Origin of the sequence: Balneola sp. EhC07 (genome assembly GCF_001650905.1) — a bacterium.
Lineage (GTDB): Bacteria > Bacteroidota > Rhodothermia > Balneolales > Balneolaceae > Balneola.
Window position 1 is genome coordinate 146,822 of the sequence record NZ_LXYG01000018.1, and the last position, 16,580, is coordinate 163,401.

At 36.6% G+C, this 16,580-nt stretch carries 19 protein-coding genes; 2 read left to right on the forward strand and 17 right to left on the reverse strand.

Annotated elements, in window-relative coordinates:
- Positions 1-197: 197 nt before the first annotated feature.
- The 12 genes from A8B79_RS12475 to A8B79_RS12530 form a co-directional block, all read right to left on the reverse strand.
- Positions 198-848, reverse strand: a complete 651-nt coding sequence (locus tag A8B79_RS12475; RefSeq protein ID WP_066223256.1) for a hypothetical protein — start codon at positions 846-848, stop codon at positions 198-200.
- A gap of 442 nt (positions 849-1,290) precedes the next feature.
- A complete protein-coding gene (locus tag A8B79_RS12480) occupies positions 1,291-1,911 on the reverse strand; it encodes a hypothetical protein (RefSeq protein WP_066223258.1) in 621 nt (206 codons plus the stop codon).
- A gap of 187 nt (positions 1,912-2,098) precedes the next feature.
- Complete coding sequence (locus tag A8B79_RS12485; RefSeq protein ID WP_066223259.1) at positions 2,099-2,338, reverse strand: hypothetical protein; 240 nt, start codon at positions 2,336-2,338, stop codon at positions 2,099-2,101.
- A gap of 127 nt (positions 2,339-2,465) precedes the next feature.
- Positions 2,466-3,068, reverse strand: coding sequence for a hypothetical protein (locus A8B79_RS12490; RefSeq protein ID WP_066223261.1), 603 nt, complete (start codon positions 3,066-3,068; stop codon positions 2,466-2,468).
- 130 nt (positions 3,069-3,198) lie between these two features.
- Entirely contained in the window at positions 3,199-3,939 is a 741-nt protein-coding gene (locus A8B79_RS12495; protein ID WP_066223263.1) for a hypothetical protein, read from the reverse strand.
- A 217-nt stretch (positions 3,940-4,156) separates the two neighbouring features.
- Positions 4,157-4,609 (reverse strand): hypothetical protein, encoded by a 453-nt coding sequence (locus A8B79_RS12500; RefSeq protein WP_066223265.1) that lies wholly within the window; start codon positions 4,607-4,609, stop codon positions 4,157-4,159.
- A 76-nt stretch (positions 4,610-4,685) separates the two neighbouring features.
- Positions 4,686-4,964 carry a DUF6966 domain-containing protein gene (locus A8B79_RS12505; RefSeq protein ID WP_066223267.1) on the reverse strand — a complete coding sequence of 93 codons (279 nt, stop codon included), beginning with the start codon at positions 4,962-4,964 and terminating at the stop codon, positions 4,686-4,688.
- A 144-nt stretch (positions 4,965-5,108) separates the two neighbouring features.
- Positions 5,109-5,576, reverse strand: a complete 468-nt coding sequence (locus A8B79_RS12510; protein WP_066223269.1) for a contact-dependent growth inhibition system immunity protein — start codon at positions 5,574-5,576, stop codon at positions 5,109-5,111.
- Positions 5,577-5,698: 122 nt separating this feature from the next.
- Positions 5,699-6,367 carry an SIMPL domain-containing protein gene (locus A8B79_RS12515; protein ID WP_066223271.1) on the reverse strand — a complete coding sequence of 223 codons (669 nt, stop codon included), beginning with the start codon at positions 6,365-6,367 and terminating at the stop codon, positions 5,699-5,701.
- Between the two features lie 56 nt (positions 6,368-6,423).
- On the reverse strand, positions 6,424-6,975 hold the full coding sequence (locus A8B79_RS12520; RefSeq protein WP_066223273.1) for a hypothetical protein: 552 nt from the start codon (positions 6,973-6,975) through the stop codon (positions 6,424-6,426).
- A gap of 108 nt (positions 6,976-7,083) precedes the next feature.
- Entirely contained in the window at positions 7,084-7,539 is a 456-nt protein-coding gene (locus A8B79_RS12525) for a DUF7832 domain-containing protein (RefSeq protein ID WP_066223559.1), read from the reverse strand.
- Between the two features lie 154 nt (positions 7,540-7,693).
- On the reverse strand, positions 7,694-9,160 hold the full coding sequence (locus tag A8B79_RS12530; RefSeq protein ID WP_066223275.1) for a phytoene desaturase family protein: 1,467 nt from the start codon (positions 9,158-9,160) through the stop codon (positions 7,694-7,696).
- 222 nt (positions 9,161-9,382) lie between these two features.
- Between A8B79_RS12530 and A8B79_RS12535 the strand changes: the two genes are divergently transcribed.
- On the forward strand, positions 9,383-10,564 hold the full coding sequence (locus tag A8B79_RS12535; RefSeq protein WP_066223278.1) for a THUMP-like domain-containing protein: 1,182 nt from the start codon (positions 9,383-9,385) through the stop codon (positions 10,562-10,564).
- A 354-nt stretch (positions 10,565-10,918) separates the two neighbouring features.
- Here the strand turns inward: A8B79_RS12535 and A8B79_RS12540 are convergent, their stop codons facing one another.
- From A8B79_RS12540 to A8B79_RS12560, 5 genes are all read right to left on the reverse strand, one after another.
- Positions 10,919-11,521 carry a short chain dehydrogenase gene (locus A8B79_RS12540; RefSeq protein WP_066223280.1) on the reverse strand — a complete coding sequence of 201 codons (603 nt, stop codon included), beginning with the start codon at positions 11,519-11,521 and terminating at the stop codon, positions 10,919-10,921.
- Positions 11,522-11,547: 26 nt separating this feature from the next.
- Positions 11,548-12,954 (reverse strand): 23S rRNA (uracil(1939)-C(5))-methyltransferase RlmD, encoded by a 1,407-nt coding sequence (gene rlmD / locus A8B79_RS12545; RefSeq protein ID WP_066223282.1) that lies wholly within the window; start codon positions 12,952-12,954, stop codon positions 11,548-11,550.
- 2 nt (positions 12,955-12,956) lie between these two features.
- The gene (locus tag A8B79_RS12550) at positions 12,957-13,496 is read right to left on the reverse strand and encodes a cyclic nucleotide-binding domain-containing protein (protein WP_066223285.1); all 540 of its coding nucleotides are present in this window, start codon (positions 13,494-13,496) and stop codon (positions 12,957-12,959) included.
- A 12-nt stretch (positions 13,497-13,508) separates the two neighbouring features.
- The gene (locus A8B79_RS12555; RefSeq protein ID WP_235603690.1) at positions 13,509-15,848 is read right to left on the reverse strand and encodes a BamA/TamA family outer membrane protein; all 2,340 of its coding nucleotides are present in this window, start codon (positions 15,846-15,848) and stop codon (positions 13,509-13,511) included.
- Positions 15,849-15,954: 106 nt separating this feature from the next.
- Positions 15,955-16,209 (reverse strand): DUF2795 domain-containing protein, encoded by a 255-nt coding sequence (locus A8B79_RS12560; RefSeq protein WP_066223289.1) that lies wholly within the window; start codon positions 16,207-16,209, stop codon positions 15,955-15,957.
- 154 nt (positions 16,210-16,363) lie between these two features.
- Here A8B79_RS12560 and A8B79_RS12565 point away from each other — a divergent pair, with 154 nt between their 5' ends.
- Complete coding sequence (locus tag A8B79_RS12565) at positions 16,364-16,579, forward strand: Sec-independent protein translocase subunit TatA/TatB (RefSeq protein ID WP_066223291.1); 216 nt, start codon at positions 16,364-16,366, stop codon at positions 16,577-16,579.
- Position 16,580: the final 1 nt, after the last annotated feature.

The window sequence follows — 16,580 nt, forward strand, 5'->3', positions numbered from 1 at the left end:
AGCCGCGAGCATTTAAACTGCAGTAGAGTTTTGATACAATCTTCAAGTAAACATGCAAGGGCTTCAGTCCACAGTGCCTGAAGTTAGTTAGGTAAGCTATAAGGAGCAGGAGTTCCTATTTTGCCTTCCCAAACAGAAATTTGGGAAGGTGATTGGATTTCAAAAAAAATATGTCTCAGAAATCTAAAAAACTATAATTAATTACCTGTCACGCTCATCTCGGCATTATAATCATCAATTGCATTAACGATAGCTACAACTGTATTATAAGCTGAGTTTGATGAACAAGCCGGATAGTTTCCACTGCCTTCACCATTTGCAATAACCGGACATTTTAAAGCGAATGAAAAATCATACAGTGAATGTGCTTCCGCTATATCTTCTTTAAATTTAAGCTGACAACTAGTTTCACTATCACTATGAAGATCGAATAAAAATTCTTGTGAAAATCTTCTGTTGTAAAGGAACTCGAACAACCTTTTTACTTCTTCTTCTGATCGTTCGTCAAGCATAAATTTATCGTTTATATAGCGAGCTTTATCGACAATATCTTTTTCTATGTTTTCCCAATAACCTTCATTCAGGCCTAACTGGTCAAAGATTTCTTTCTTGGATAAGCTTTTAGTCTGTTCAGAATTCTTCTCAAGTTCTATCATAGTCGCCATTTTACTGAACTCAGAATTAGACTGATTATGAAGAGCAACAAAAACCGGGTCATCATAAAGTGCATCTGATAATTCAACCACCGTCATACGACTGTAATCAATTTTTCCTGTATCGAGAACAACTTCCTGACATCCAACAAAGAGCAGGACAAAACACACTGTAAGAGATAGTAATGATTTCATAATAAAAGCATTTGTAGTTCAAATTTTAAATAGAAAAGCTCCGGAAAACCAATCTAATAACCCGTAGAAGAAACTTATCACTTGTATACGAGACCAATACAGGGATTACCTATTAATTAACAATGATTTGTAAAAAAATGCAAGGAGTTTAAATGAAAGGAATACCCGGGATTCAGTTTATTTTTCTTTGATCATTATCTCTTAACCTTTTGTCATTTCGACGGGAGGGAGAAATCTAAAAATATATTACAAAGACAAGGGTGTTTAAAACTGGATAAAGTTTGATACAAATTCTTTTAAAGTAAACAAGCAAAGACTTCAGTCCGCAGTGCCTGAAGTAAGTTAGGTAAGCTATTGGGAGCAGGAGCTCCTCCTATGCCTTCCCAAGAAAGAACTTGGGAAGGAGGTTAAATTCTTCAACAGCGTTCTAGAAATTTACAAGCTATCCTCCGTTTCCTGAAATATGGTGCTCTAGCATCTGGTTACCGTCATCCCAAGCGGGACCATCCCAAAAACGTATATCATTTACATTATATTTATATCTGCTTTCTCCTGCTCTATTTTTAAGAGTTTTCAAATCATAAAAATATAAATCTTTCATTTTATCAGAAATTTCCCCGTAGGATGAATAGTAATTTAGATTGATAATTATGAACCAATCTATACTCCAAGGTGAGTTCAAAGAATCTCTATTTCCTAAAAATGCTCTAGCATTATAGTGAATCCCTTCTGGATTTTCGGTTAAGTGCACTGACTGATTCGTGTTCTCAGTTACTACGATTAAGAATGATTGTAACAACTCCGGGCTATACAGAATCGTGTCTATAGAAACTTTCTGTGTTTGTTGAAATCTTTGTGGAAAGAAAGGCCCCTCTTTTTTGACAATTAACGAATCTACTAAATCAGTCAATGATTCTAAATCACTTTGATATAAAGAATCTTGAACAGACGACTTGTATTTAAATTCTTTTGGTGTTGCTCTTTCACCATTACACCCTGATAAGGTAATAGCTGAAATAGATATCGCAACGATTAAATATATTACTCTGGTAAAATTTTGCATGGAATGTATTTCAGGAGAAACAGGGCCTATATATATTCTGTAAACTAAGTTTTACATATAAAGGGTGATGACGTTTAACGACCCGGCGGTTAAGCGGCACGTTACAATTTAAGGTTTTAGTTAAAAGCTACAAACGAGCATGCGCTGAACTTGATTCAGTGTCCGACTTGAAACGCTTGTTATACGTTTAGTTCCAAAGGTCATTTTCAGGATCAAAGTCATTAAGACAAATATCTTTTTCATCTATATCAAAAGAAACAGCTTGATTTAACATCGTATTTATAATACTTGTATAAGCAGCTAAATAGCCTTCTCTATATTCCTTGCCGTCTGCCTCAGGATTTTGATACTCATTTTTGGCTTCAAGGGCTCTTTCTTTAATGAGAAAACCCAAGTCTCTTAAATACAAACGATGTTTATCACTCATGAGGTAATTTGTTAAACGTATAACGACCCTGCGTTTAAGCGGTGAGGGTTTTCGGTTTTTCTGAAAGTAACCAAATTAATTACTTAGCTGAAAGTTAAATTATGCGAAGCCAATACCCGAGTCCGATTTAAAACGCTTGTGAGTTGGCTGATGGCCTTCGCAAAGTGATAAAGTGTATTGCATAAATCAAACGCTCTCGTTCTTTTTCAATATCTAATTTCTCTGGAAATAGAAGCATGTTGGCATTCATACTTGGAGTAATTAATCCACCATGCTCTAATGTATCATAGTATTCAAATAGAAAATCATTCTTTTTAGAAGCTGTTTTCAAAAAAGCTGCATAATTTCCCGAAGATCGAAGGTCTCTAAAAAAAGTTGAATCAGCAGTTCTGGAATCATGAGCATAACCTGTATACCAAAGCTTTTGTTGAAATGAATCGGGCAGTGTTGAAAAGAGCCTTTGATATTTTTTTTGATCAAGCTCTATTGCAATCACAGGACCGGATTTTACAGAATCCTTAACAACTTGAAAGAGCTCTTTATAGCTGGGAATAATTTCAATGTCGGGTGTCTGATTAATTACTTCATTATCAAAGAACGTTAAAATTGAATCGAGATAAGCTATTTCAGATTCCGAAAAATGCTTCTGAACAATAGGATCTTCTTCCAGAGAAATTGGCCCACAAGAGTAGAGCAATAGGAATAGAGATATTGAAAGAAGTTTTCTCATGTGGTTAAGCCCACTAACGACCCGGCGGTTAAGCGACACGTTACAATTTAAGGTTTTAATTAAAAGCCACAAACGAGCATGCGATGAACTTGATTCAGTATTTGCATAAAAATCTAGTTAGTATCACGATTTAGTGTTTAAAGTAAGTGTGCTTTTTATGCCATTGCAATTCTTCTTTATGGTTAAAAAGTTCTATCACACTTATCCTCCCCAGATTGTCATATTCAATTTTACGTTTATTATTGTTCACATTGAAAGCAACATTATCAGCTAATTCCTCAGGGCCTGATTCGAGAATTTTGCTAATAAGTTTTCCATCCTCATTATAGCGATATGTAATAAACCTATATTGTTTATCATTCCAATATTCAATTTTTCTAAGTAAGTCATTCGAGTTATAGAAGTATAAACCTGTCCATTCTGTATCAGAATTTATTTTTTGGAACTCCTTTTTGATCAAGTCATCTTCATATTCATAGAAACTCCATTTTTCAAATTTTTCTTTAGTGTGGTAATTCATACCTCTATCTGTCAGTTCATGAGTGAGTTGGTTATCTGAATTATAGAACTTAGTCTGTATAAAATCGGCAGTATCTACATTTACTAAACTATCAGTGGTAGTGTAAGACCCAATATTGTTGCCTGAGTTGTCATAAATCAATAATTCTCTTATTCCAAACTCACAATTATACATTCTACATCGGAAAACTTCTTTTAAAACACCAAGGGAATCGTATTTGAACTTATTCCTAGATTCATAACCTACAGACTCTACTAACTTTTCATTAGCATTATAATATTTGTAAGAATCTCCAGAGTGACCGTTCTCGAAAGTAGTCACAATTTTTAGGCCATAATCGTATTCAATCATTTGGCTAGAATCTGGAGTGGAATAATCAGGCTCACAAGAAGTACAGACAAAAAAAAAGTGTTATGAATAGAACTGGAATAATATATTTCATTTTCCTTTGTAAGTTAGAACAACTATCGACCCCGCTGTTAAGCGGCGAGTATGGTTATAATTGATGAAATGTTATTATAGCAGTCACTAAAATAGTTAAGAAAATTAATTTTAACTATTTATCTATTTACCTAATTGGTTTTGGCATTGAATCTTTTCTTGCTAGAATTGAATCTATTAAAAACATAGATTCAAATCCTAAAGGTCCTTCAAGGGTGCCCAAAAACCACAACGAATCATCTGGCATTGCATTATTGTAAGAAAAATCAAATCGGCCAAGCGAGTCAGTAACTCCTAATATTTGATAAGGTCTTTTCGGAGAATTTGTTATGTAAACAGTAACTCCTTGAACAGTTCTATTGCAATACAGGTCAAATGCATAGCCTTTTATCCGAAGAGAATCTGAATACACGGTAGATGTCTGATCTTCAAAAATTATTTGTTCATTCCAGTTGCTATCAAACTGATCATAACCGATACCGTAATAATTTGAGCATATTTGTGATTTAAATATAGAACAGGATGCTGTTAAACATACAGTTGTGAGAATAAAAATGAAGGGTGATAATCTATGTTTCAAACTCTACTAAATAAATATTGATAAAAAATTTAAACTGAACGAACGACTCCGCTTGAAACGCTTGTTATGTTTGACTTTAAAAACCAAAGATATTTTTTTTGTGTTTTTTACTGTAACTATACAGCCATTTTTTAATTTCTAAAACACGTTCAACTTCTTCGTTTGTAATGAAGTTTAAACCAATGTCATTAAAACTGCCCATTCCACCATAAGCTCCGAGAACTTTTTTATAAGATTTATTTTTCTCTCCAGAATTGTACAAATAAAGAGCTTCGGTAAAATAATTTGCCCAGTGGTTTTCACTTGATTGTAAAAGTAAGGAAATCAATTCTTCAAGTTGTTGATCGTATTTCATTACTAGAGTTGAACATAACGACCCTGCGTTTAAACGGCGAGTCGAGTTTTAGTTATTAAAGTTTCGAACCAGCCTGCCCCGAGCATTCGGGGAGTCCGAATTGAAACGCTTGTTAGTTTGCCGGTTGCGAAATTTACATGGATTTTATGTATGATTCTCTAAGAATTTTTTTACTAATTCAGCAAGTTTGTCTTCAGGATCTTCAATACAATCTTTAAGATCAATCTCAGCATTGTATTCTCGCTTTAGATTACTTTGTCTTTGTTTCCATGTTAACTCGAGCTCCTTTAAAGCTAAATTTCCAATAGTTTTTACGCTTTGTAGCTCGTTCTTTTTTGTTTCCCAATATTCTTTTGGGAGTGAAATAACACTGAAAAGTAGAAACTCTGGATAAACATAACTTTTAGCTAAAGGAGAATCTTTAAGTCGATCTAAAGTGATCGGTAATAAAATGTCAGTTCCTTCATTTTCACCAATCATGAACCTTAAGTCTTCAATTGTAAAATCATCAATAGGCTTTTTACGAAGCTCATGAGTTTTTAAGACAAAACTTGCTGGATAAGTTGGGTCATCCCAAAAATCGTTTTCTAAAGCTTCTATAGTTTTACTCATAATGAAGGCAAACAAACGGGCCAGCGTTTAAGCGGCGAGTCGAGTTTTAGTTATTAAAGTTCCGAACCAGCCTGCCCCGAGCATTAGGGGAGTCCACTTGAAACGCTTGTTATATGGATGTTTTAATTTAATATGAATTTGACGCGAACACTTCTGCGAATTGTAACTTTACCAAAATCATTTTCTTCTTTTGAATTTTCTGTCGTCACAGAATTAAATGGAATAGAGTATGATGACCAAGAAGAGTTTTCTTCAATTTCGAGTACTTCTCCAAGGCTCATTTCATAAACTTTAGCCATGTAAGAGGCTTTGGTCTTAGCTAATTGAAGAGCTTTTTCATAGGCTAATTGATGTTGGTGTTCATAATCAGAGATTTTATAGCTCGATTGAATTTTTTCGATTGAATTATTTAAAACAAAAGCATCAGTTAGTTCTGTATAAAGATTCAAATCCTGTAAAAGAACCGATAGATTGACTTGAACATAAAATCCTTCTTGTTGCCTTTGGTTATTAACGTATGTGTAATTCTTCCCAATAGTGATAGGAGACACATTAATATCTGTTTGAGATATTCCAATATCAGTTAATTGCTTAAGGAGATTATCCAGTTTTTGAGTGTTCACATTTTTAGCTTCCTCAACAGTTTCCAGAACTGTTTTTAATTGAATAGAAAAGCTAACCCGATCAGCAGGGAGAACAGACTCATATGTACCATTTACTTCGATATATCTTACTTGACTGTATGTGGTTACAGAAAAGGTTAACAGGAAGCATAAAAAAAGATATTTCATTAATTCTCTCATTAAGGTGAATACACATAACGCTTGTTATGTGCAAATAGGTATTTTTATTCTTTGATTTTATAGTGAACTGATATTTCATTTAAAATCTTTTGCTCCTTTCCTTTGAGACTAAAACTTATTCCAGAGCTATATAGATTATAAGTTAAGCTGTCTTCAGATACATAATCATACTTAGAAACCTCAGGAAAGAATGAATCTATCTTTGGATTGAACTGCCCAAGAAATAAAGTTTCTGAGAATTTTGCGAAATAGCTATCTGAAACTGAAATTCGAATCCATTTTAGTTTTAAATCTTTTTCTGTTTCTCCTTCGTAGTCAAAATTGATACCCAAAAACTTCAACTCTCTCGTAACAAAAGCTTCGCAAAAAAATTCACCTGTATCTAAATTTACTCCGCTTACCGTGGCATAGCCTAACGGAGGAAGTTCATTAATTTCCAAAAGATTCATTGTTTCTTCAATGGTTGTCTTATTAATGAATATTGTATCTGATTTGATAACCAAACCTCTCCCTGGTAAAACAGAAAGACTATCAATTTGAGCAAAAGCCGAAACAGGAACTAAAAAAACAAAAGCAATAAATTTGAATCTCAACATCTGAAGTATGACTTTGCACATAACGACCCCGCGTTTAAGCGGCGAGTCTGGGGTTTAAAATTAAAGACCCGAACCGCGTTCGAGTCCGCTTGAAACGCTTGTTATATGTTACCAGAATTTCCACCAAGGTTTTTCAGCTTTTCTTTGGGTCTTAGTTAAAATCCCAGTTTGGTATCGATCTTCAAGTACAGCAGAATATTCTTTAAAATCATGTTCACTTTCCGGTGCTACGTAAATTAAATGTCCAAAGTGTTTTACATAATCATCAAAATATAATCCATCATCACCGTAATATTGACTAGCGAAGTCATTACCAAATTCATCGAAGTCCTCATCAGTTAGCTTTCCGTCACAGTACTTTAAGAAAAATTCAGTTGCTGAAAGCTTATCATTTAATAAAAGTTCTAGATCTTCAGATTGTCTTTCATCTTTATGTAGTTCTCCAATCCATCCTTTAAGAAAGCACCATTTTAAGAATAGAGCTATATGAGTTGCTCCATATTCAGAGGGTGAATCTTTTGGAAATTCTCCTCCAGAATGCCATTCTGCATCATCATATTTCATAGTTGTAACATATAACATGATATTATCCAAACAAGGATTTTCCTTGCTTGTCCCGATAAAATCTAAAAATTGACTCTAAAATACTAGTAAACAATGAAGTCAGGATTTTATCATGATGAAAATGGTTTCTAAAATTCCTGAATAAGTCCCAAACTCACTCGAATCTTTCTATCAACTCCACCGCATTAACCGCACTTTGTATCACCAATGGAATGCCGCCACCGGGATGAGTGGAGCCGCCTGTAAAGTACAAACCTTCAATTTCACGGGATTTGTTTCTGGGTCGAAGAAAAGCAGAGAATTTATCGTTGGATGAAGTTCCATAAATACTGCCTTTGTTGGAAAGGTATTTTTCATAAAAATTCTTTGGGGTGATCTCTGAACGGAATTTAATATGCTGCGAAAGATCGGCCAAACCTCGGTTTTCTAATTCCCTTATCACCTTATCTCCATAATTAATATCACTCCAATCATAAGAATCACTCAAATAAGGAGCATTCACCAATACAAATAAATTGGAGCCATCTTCGGGAGCGTGATCTTTATCAGTGAAAGAAGTATTAGCGATGTAAATGGTCGGATCGTCGGGCATGATCTTATTTTCAAAGATCTGTTTGAATTCCAGTTCATAATCAGCGGAAAAGAAAATGTTGTGATGAATGAGCTGCTCGTATTTTTTGTCGATACCCAATAGCATCACAAAACCGGAACAGGAGGGTTCTAATTCTTTTTGTTTCTCTTTTCGTTTCGCTGAAATACTGAACTCGTCAATTAAATTCAGAATGGTTTCTGAAGCATCACTGTTGGCAACCACAAGATCACATTCCATCAACTCTCCGGATTCGGTTTCCACTCCTTTAATTTTGCCTTCCAAAACATGAATACGGTCTACTTTTGCATTGTATTCAATAGAAGCACCCAAAGAGATCGCCAGATCACGTAAACATTCTGCAACTCTGTATAATCCGCCTTTGATGTAATAGCCGCCTTCATTCAGTTCGATATGGGGAATCACATTCAGCGTAGCCGGAGCCTGATAAGGAGAAGAGCCGTTGTAGGTAGTAAAGCGTTTAAAGAACTGTTGCAGGTATGGAGATTCGAAATAGGAGTCGACACGTTTACTGACCGTTGTAAAGGCGTCGATCCCTAAAAAAGAAAACAGATTGAGGTTTTTCAGATCCGAAAAGTTGTATAGTGGATTCAATACAAAGGCATTCCGAGTCTTTTTGTCCAGGGACTCAGCATATTCCAAAAATTTGATGTAGGACTTCTCATCAGCAGGAGCCATTCTGCGGATCTCTCTCAACATCTGCGCACGGTCGCTGTAATTATCGAACTGCATTCCATCCTGAAAGAAATACCGGCAGTTTATATCCAGTGGAACCATTTTAAGCTCTTTTGAGAGGGAAGTGCCACAATCCTGCAGCAATCCGTCCAGAATATAAGGCATGGTAAACAGGGAAGGACCGGTATCAAATCGAAATCCATTTGCCGTGATCTCATTCATCTTGCCGCCCACGCTGTCGTTCTTTTCCAGAATGGTTACTGAATGACCTTGTTTGGCAAGCAAACAACCTGCGGATAATCCTCCGATTCCTGCTCCGATTATGATTATATTCATGCGATTAAAATTTTATTTGGCGTATTTCAATTTGCCCGTACAAATGGTGTTGTGGATATTTCTGCCGTACGAAAAAACGTAGGCGAATAGCCATCCGCCCTATACAAAACAGTCGACGGTAGGGGCGGATCATGATCCGTCCGTACAAAATTGCCGACTATGTAGCGGCGGATTGCCATCCGCCCAAATATATAAGCTGTTTACCTATTTAATAAGATAGCGATGAAAAATAAATTCTCTGAAGAAAGTATTGATTTCATAAAAGATCATATTAATGATGATCCTGCTGAGATTATGCTTCAATCCCGGAAGTTTCCGGAGCTGCCGATGAGAGATATTGTAGTTCAGATCGCATCACGACAAAAAGCGAAGAATAAATTACCGGAATGGTTTGGTAATTATGAACTGATATTACCTCCTAAACAAAATCTGGAACAGGCTTCTTCGGAGATCACGGCAAAGTTTAAAGCTCGTTTTGTGGAAGGGGATTCGCTTGTTGATCTGACCGGAGGAACCGGAGTCGATACTTGTTATCTGTCACGGAAAATGGGATCGACGGTTTATGTAGAACCGAGCGAGGAGCTTTGCGCAGTATCAAAACACAATTTCGAAGTTCTTGGGGCAAATATAGAAGTTCAAAACTCTACAGCTGAAGAGATACTGAATCATAATCTTGTTCAGTCTGATTGGATATTTATAGATCCTTCCAGACGCGATAATGCGGAAAACAGAGTGTATGCACTGGAAGATTGTGTGCCAAATGTGATTGTGTTGGAAGAACGGTTGTTGAATTCAGCGAAGAATGTGTTGATCAAAGCGTCGCCAATGCTGGACATCAAGAAGACATTACAACAGTTTAGTTCCTGCTATAAAGTACAGATAGTTGCCGTAGACAATGAAGTGAGGGAGTTATTACTGTATCTCCGCAAAGACAATGATGAAGAAGCTGACATTGAAGCCTGGAATATTTCAGATAAAAGGGAAGAGGAACTATTCTCTTTCAAATATTCATATGAAGAATCTTGTGGTTTTGATATAGAAGAACCTCAAAAATATCTCTATGAACCAAATGCTGCACTAATGAAAGCCGGAGCTTATAAATTGATCGCTTCAAAATTCGGAATTCAGAAACTTCATCCGAATACACATTTATATACTTCTGATGAACTTATAGAAAGCTTTCCCGGAAAGAAATTAGTGATCAAAGAAGTGTTAAGTCCTGCGAAAAAGGAAATCAAGAAAAGAGTTAAGAACGGAACTGCAAATGTGATCGTTAGAAATTTCCCCATGGGCGCAAATGAGATCAAAAAGAAAATCGGTTTAAAAGACGGTGGAGAAGAATTTATGATCTTTTGTGAGACCGAAGCAGTTGGTTTAAGAGCAATTTGGTGTGAAAGGGTTTAGGTCGTCCATGCGAAACGCTTGAAGTAGAATGGGTTTCTATTTAACGTCATCCTTTCAGATGTTAGATAATTCGTTGACAAAATTTCTTTATACCAACCTCAATTTTGCAAGCAGGTCATCCCGATCCGCCAGCTGGCGGACGGGATGACCCTATATATTTTACTGTTCAAAAACTGTCAACGAATTACATGACATCTACAATTCTGATCCCGAAGTTTCGGGACGAAGGATCTTCAAAGTCTGAAAAGAAGTAGATACTTATTTCCGGGAAAGCGCTCGTCCAAACTATACTTTTGAACTAGAAAGGTACTGGTCCAAGCGAGACGGTAGAACTAGAATGGTTCTCAGCAATGATCACTCATAGTTACGAATGATCTCGCCGTTTCCTTGTCCTTTTACGCTGCGTTCGTACGCTTTAACTACCTTGGTCATAGGAACGGGATTATGTCCGGGGAAATAACCTTTATACTTTTCATAGGCGTCTTCGACCATGCCTAAAGATACTGCGTTTACTCTGGGAAAGCCTTTCAATTCTAAAGCAACGGCTTGTACAAAACTATGTATTGCTCCATTAACCATTGCAGCACTTGTTGTTTTGATGACAGGATCATCTGCTAAAATACCTGTTGAAAGTGTTATAGAGCCATTATCGTTAATATAATCTTGGCCGATCCGGACCAGGTTTACCTGTCCCATTAACTTACTTTTAATACCGATATAGTAATCCTGTTCTGATAAGTTTTGGAAATCGTCCCATTTAGCTTCACCGGCAATACAAACGATCGCATCTACTTTTCCGGTTTGTTCTAAAGCTTCTTTAATGGAGCTAGTATCTGCGATATCAAGCTTAATATCACCACTATTACGTCCGGCTATGATCACATCATCAGTTTCCATAAAATGACTTACTACCGGTTTACCAATAGTTCCGTTTCCACCTATAACTAAGATCTTCATCTTTTAATTACTCTAAAATTCTAGGATTATTTTAACCGAAGCTTTGCCACGGCTTCTACATGGTACGTTTGAGGAAACATATCCACAGGTTGTACTTCCTGTACATCATATACCTCCGCGAGCTCTTTCAGATCTCTTGCCATGGTAGAACTGTCGCAACTCACATAAACCAATTTTGGGACTTTCAGCTCTTTTAATCTTTTAACTACATCAGGATGCATTCCCGCTCTTGGAGGATCGGTGATCAACACATCAGGAGCGCCAAATTTATCAACCATTTCTTGCGTAAATACATCTTTCATATCGCCTTTGATAAAGGAAACATTTCCGATATTATTTTCTTTTGCATTGAACTTGGCATTTTGAACGGCTACATCCACAAGTTCAATTCCCAACACCTTTTCAGCTTTTTGGCTCATGAATAAACTCAAAGTTCCTACTCCACAATACAGATCATAAACGATTTCTCCATCTTTCAGATCAGCAAATTCTCTCGCAGTTTCATATAGTCGTTCTGCCTGAGCCGTGTTGGTTTGGAAGAAGGCATTGGGATGAATTTTGAACGTATGATCCCCGATTTTATCGACTATATAGCCCGGACCGTGAATCACTTTTTCAATTCTACCTATAGAAGTAGGGCTTTTTGTATCGTTGATGTTATTGACAATAGTTGTGATGATCGGAAATTTCTCAAGTAACTCATCGGATAGTTTCTTAATTAGTTCCTGATCATCCTGATAAGTAACTAAATTAACCATAAAGTCATCGGTATGGAATGAATTCCGGATCATCAGATGCCGCATAAAACCCTCGTGTTTCATAGCATCAAAAGGAGGGATGTCATGTTGAATGCAGTAGTTTCTTACAAAGTCCAGGATTTCAAAAGACTCTTTCCGTTGAAGATGGCATTCGTTCAAATTCAGGATCTTATCAAATCTACCGGGTGCATGCATTCCAGCTGCAAAACCTGAATCGTCAACAAATTCATCTCTGTTGATCTCCTCACGTGTAAGCCATCTTCGGTTACTGAAACTGTATTCCATTTTATTTCGATAATAGAATTCAGATTCACTACCCATTGCAGGGTGGATGATGGTATCTGATAAACCGCCAAGTCTTGTAATATGATCAGCTACTTGTTGCCCTTTATACTCAAGTTGTTTGGCATAGGGAACATGCTGCCAGCTACATCCGCCACATACATTTGCATGCTGGCATTTTGGTTCGATACGATCTTTACTGGGTTCTAAAACTTCTAAAAGTTTAGCCTCTCTGTAATTCTTCTTCTTTTTGATGATGCGGGCTTTTACGACATCGCCGGGTGCTGTTCCATAAACGAAAACTGCTAGCCCATCAACTTTGGCCACACCTTTTCCTCTAAAAGCCGCACTTTCAATTTCTAAGGTGACTTCTTCGCCTTTCTTTAATGCCATTATTAATCTTCAGAATTTTCGTAGTAAGTATCAAATTGTATTTGAAGAGCTTTTTCCTGTCCGGCAACCTCTTCAATTATATAAGTCGCTCGTTCCAGTTGCCGCAGAGCAATGTTGGTCAGTGACTGAAGAAATTTAACAGCTATTTGTGGGTGACGATCTCTTAAAACTTCAAAGTCGGGTTGAAAAAAACCAAGAAGCTGGCAATCAGTAACACATTGTGCAGTTGCTTTTCTTCGTAGATTGTATCCTATGGAAAGTGCTCCAAAGCTGTCAGGAGCGTCTAGAATAAACTTATTTGTGTCGTCAGGATGTTCAGTTTCTTCATTATTTGCATTCAGCATAAGCTCAATTTTTCCATCCTGAATAAAATACATTCCTGTACCTGGATCATTTCTGTAAAACACATACTCGCCCTCTTTATAGTTGCGCTTATGGCAAAGTTGCAGAAACTCATAACGTTCAGAAGTCGAGAGATTCTTTAAGAATTTGGAGCCGAATACAATGCTCAATTGCTGTTTTATATTTGTGAATTTTCCCATGACTAAATAACGTTAAAAAGAATGACCTATACCAAAACTAAAGTATAATTTTTTATTGTTGAACCAGCCTGTTTCCAAATCGTGAGCTCTGAAAGTAAAATCAAAACGAGCAACTATATATTCCCAATCCAACCGTAATCCCAATCCGGTACCAACTGCGATCTGATTATAGAAATCATCGATATAAAAACGTCCTTTTTCAAGCTCTGAGTCACGAGCAGCATCATTTTTAGGGCCATACCAAACGTTTCCTGCATCAGTATACCAGGCTGCATGCCAATTGGCGCCTAATAGATCTCGAATAAAGATCTGACGAGCTTCAGTAAAAGCTGCTAATTTTATTTCTCCACCGTTAATTCTTACGTCATCTGGTTTTATGGAACCCGGACCTAATTGAAATGGGCCCCAACCTCGTATATCATTACTTCCTCCTGCAAAAAAACGTCGGTTCAATGGGATTGTGGTACTGTTTCCATAAGGCTGTGCAATCCCTGCATACAATCTCCAGGCAAATACAGCTGAATTTGAAATGGGAATGTACTTCCGATAATCTGCAGTAGCTTTAATATATCTGCTGTAGCTCAATTCATTTTCACTAACTCTGAATAACGATGGAAGACTTTGTTCTAATGTATCAGGGGTAATTACAAATTTATCCAATACATAGGGAATATTACCACCGGCTGACAATGAATATTCACTGAAATAACCTCTGTTTCTCTTTATAAGGTCGGTATTCTGACTTCGAAATGTATATCTGATCACCGATGATATCTGAGGTCTGAAATCTTCTAATATTCTGGTAAGTTCAATTGGATCAACAATGGTTCCATCGTTTAAAGTATCTGATCCAAAGTCATTTCTTAGGTTATTAATAAACTCATCAGTAGGGGAAGGGTCAACTATATCAAATTCAATAAGGTCAAGGAAACTTGAAAATCTTGGGTTATGCTGCACTTCATATCTGAGGTTGAACTGCACATCACTATTAATGTCAAAAAACAGCTGATCTGATCTGCTGTAAGAAAGAGAGTATCGTGTTAAACCACTTGTAAAGAAGCGCGTGTTATCAAGGAAAGCGAATGGGAAATTCAAACGAGGAACGGTGTAATCACCTCTTAATTCATAACTTCTGAAAATAGAAGATTGAGTAGAGGTGTCAGCTATTTCTTCAAGTACACTTTCGCTTACAAATTCGAAACTTACATTGGCAGAAAGTGAGAAATTTTCAGCTTTTCCGAACGCGTTATTATTGGTGTAATCAACTCCTAAACCGGTACCAAATCCATATCTCTTCATTCCAAAGATCTCTGCTCCAACACTATGCTTAGTAATGGATTGCAGGTCTAAGTATGTTGGAATATAATCATTGGAAAAGTCCGGAAGGGTACCGCTTTGATTTTGCCCAAATCTGCGAATAAAAAGCATTCCAAGGTTTTGGTATTCACGGATGGTATTCAGATACAGTTCATGATTATAGATGTCACCGGGCTTAAAAAGGATCTGATCAGTAAGTAATGAGAACTTTGTCTGAGTAGCAGGTTCTTTTTTGAGATAGATCTTAGATGAATCTAAAACGGATTCATTATTAGCCAGAGTGTCCTGTTCAGTATAGTCATCAGGTGGAGTACCGTCTGCAAGATCTACATGAACATCTCCAAAGCGATATATTTTTCCTGATTTTATTCTGAATTGAATATCCAGTTTAGTTGGATCAGGTTTCTGGGTTTTTACTAATGCAATAACAGAATCTTTTTGAATAGCTGCATACCCGTTATTTTTCAAAAAAGTAATGATCCTTTGCTGTTCTGTACCAAGTTCCTGGGTATTGTATTGTCGGTTTACAGTATATGTTGAATCGTCGATCCTGTTTTTTGTTAAAGGACTACTTCTCAAAAAGTCGATTCGCTTTTCCTGATCTGCAAAAAAGGGAAGCCCACGGTAGGAAATTGTTTCAACTCTTGATGGGGTACCTTCATTTACGATAAAAGACACTTCAACTTTGTCAGACTTATATTCAACGATAGTAGTGTCTACTTGGACTCTTAAATATCCCAGAGACTCGTAGTAGAGCCGTATTCGCTCCATATCATTGGCAACAACTGCACGGTCAAGATAGATAGGATCTTCCCCAAAGCGCCCGTTACTCAGCTCCCAGAAATAATACCAGGGTGTAAATCGGGGAATTCCTAAAAATTCCCGGTTAGTTTTAGTTCTGATAAGAGTTTCGAGTGTTCTGTCTTTGACGTTTCTATTCCCTGAAAACCTGATTCTTCTAACAACATTTTCAGAAGTACTGTCGGTTAATACAGCAGAATTCTGAGCCAGTACCTTATCCTGTGTGACGCCCATTAAAAGCATCACGAATAGGAAAGATGTTATAATAAATGATATTGTGGATAAGGTATTTCTCAATGGGGGAGGTTACGACCAAGTGCGTAACCAATCTTTTTTTAGACTAAACGTCGTCGTAATCAAAACCTTCATCTTCTTCATTATGGAAGAAGTCTTCTTTCTGGATGTAATCAGGCCAAATATCTTCTATGCTTTCATAGATAGTATTTTCCCCTTCGTCCAGTTCTTCCAACTCTTCAAGATTAGTGATAACCTGAGTTGGTAGTCCATTTCTTTCTGCCCATTCTATGAGTTCTTCTCTATTTGCAGGAAATGGTGCTTCATCTAATGCCGCGGCTAACTCTACTGTCCAAATCATATATAATTTTTTGTGTTAATTAAGTGAGTGAATGATACAATTCTACTTGAATTTTCCAAGTATCGTTCCAAATAATTTTTGATCTTAAATCGTGCCGAAAATATTGTTATCTTAGCACAATTACATCAACTAAATCCAAAGAGGATTATTTTTTATGGGAAGTTTTGGAACAACCGAAATTATTATCATCGCTATTCTTGTTTTAGTGCTTTTTGGGGCTAAAAGAATTCCCGAGTTAGCTAAAGGATTAGGTCAGGGAATTAAAGAATTCAGAAAAGCATCCAGTGATATCAAAAAAGAAATTGAAGACAGTTCTCGTGATATTGATGATGCTGTAAATTCAAAAGAAACAAAGTCTAACTCAAAATAAT